Here is a 1,192-nt window from a genome sequence, read left to right as displayed (position 1 = left end):
GAGTCGTTCCCGGCCACGGCGGGCCCGGCGGTCGGCGAGCCGGGGGAGGCCGAAGCCCCCGGGGGGCCGGTGAGGAGCGAACAGGGCAACGAGCCGGTGCCCGCCGGCCCGTCCCCGGGTCCCCCGGCGTCCGGGGGAAGCGAGGAGAAGCCCGCGGAGCCGCCCCCGGTGACGACCACCGTCACCGAGACGGTCACCCGGCAGCCGCCACCGCCCGCCGAGCCGCCGGTCGGCGCCACGGAGGGGATCCCCTCGTGGGAGGAGCCGTCGGGAGGCGAGTCGACGCCCCCGCCGGGGCCGGAGGAGGACGACGGGGCCGGGTTGATGTGGGGCGAGGAGGACGGGACCGAGCCCCTCCCCGAGGAGGAGAGCGGGGACCTGGTCGAGCCCGCGGCGTGGTGCAACGACGGGACGCTGGTGTTCGTGGAACGCCGGCGCGGGGCGTGTGAGGCGCAGGGAGGGGTCGCGGTGTGGTTGCGGTTCCTGCCGCACTGACCGCCCCCGGGCCGGTCGGGGAGCCCCGGGCCGGCCCGGGAGCGGCCGGGAACCGACGCCCGGGTACCGCCCGGGCAAGAGCGTTCGCTAGGGTCCCCCGCATGGCTCACAACCCCCATGCACCGCAGGGCCCGCAGGAACACGATCCGGCCGGCAGCACCCAGATGTTCCGCGCGTTCGTCGACGACGACACGCGGAGCGGCCCGAGTGCTTCCACCTCCTCCTCCGGAGGGTCCAGGCTCGGCCTGATCCTGGGGATCGCGGTGGGCGTCGTCGTCCTCGCCGTGGTCGCCTGGGTGGCCTTCGGCTGACATCCCCCATCCGCCCGTCGCGTTCCGTGCGGTTCGCCGTGCGGGGGCGGGCGGCAGCTCCCCCACCGGTGGCGCCGGACGTCATCGGTCGCGTCGGCGCGCCGTGTTCGGTTCCCCGGAGCCGGAAGCGGCGCGTCGCGCGTTTCGGGCGGGGCCGGGCGCGGGCTCGTGGTGTCGCGCGGTCCGGGTGCGCCACGGACATGGCACGGTCGGGCGCGGGCGCGGGCGCGGGCGCGGGCGCGACGGCGGGTGCCGGGCGGTGGAAGCGGTGGCGTCGCGGGCGCCCGGCCGGGGAACGGGCGAGCGGCGAGCGGGAGCGTGCGGTGGATCGACCGCACGGAGGGCCCGGGGCGCGAGGGGACGTCATGGCCGGTGCGGTACCGGAC

The 1,192-nt window shown here is 78.2% G+C and carries 1 protein-coding gene and 1 pseudogene; both read left to right on the top strand.

All coding sequences use genetic code 11. The features are described from left to right. Positions 1–495 (top strand): annotated as a pseudogene (locus FNQ90_RS23955) (DUF3761 domain-containing protein); the annotation flags it as partial. Between the two features lie 101 nt (positions 496–596). After that, a complete protein-coding gene (locus tag FNQ90_RS23950; RefSeq protein ID WP_143624434.1) occupies positions 597–806 on the top strand; it encodes a hypothetical protein in 210 nt (69 codons plus the stop codon). Positions 807–1,192 lie beyond the last annotated feature (386 nt).

Origin of the sequence: Streptomyces alkaliphilus, from assembly GCF_014141535.1 — a bacterium.
Classification (GTDB): domain Bacteria; phylum Actinomycetota; class Actinomycetes; order Streptomycetales; family Streptomycetaceae; genus Streptomyces; species Streptomyces alkaliphilus.
Note: the sequence above shows the minus strand (reverse complement) of the source record. Positions and strands in the feature narration are given on the sequence as shown.

Excerpts from the sequence above, each read along its gene's own strand:
- FNQ90_RS23950 (WP_143624434.1), top strand. The coding sequence starts at position 597 with ATGGCTCACAACCCCCATGCACCGCAGGGCCCGCAGGAACACGATCCG.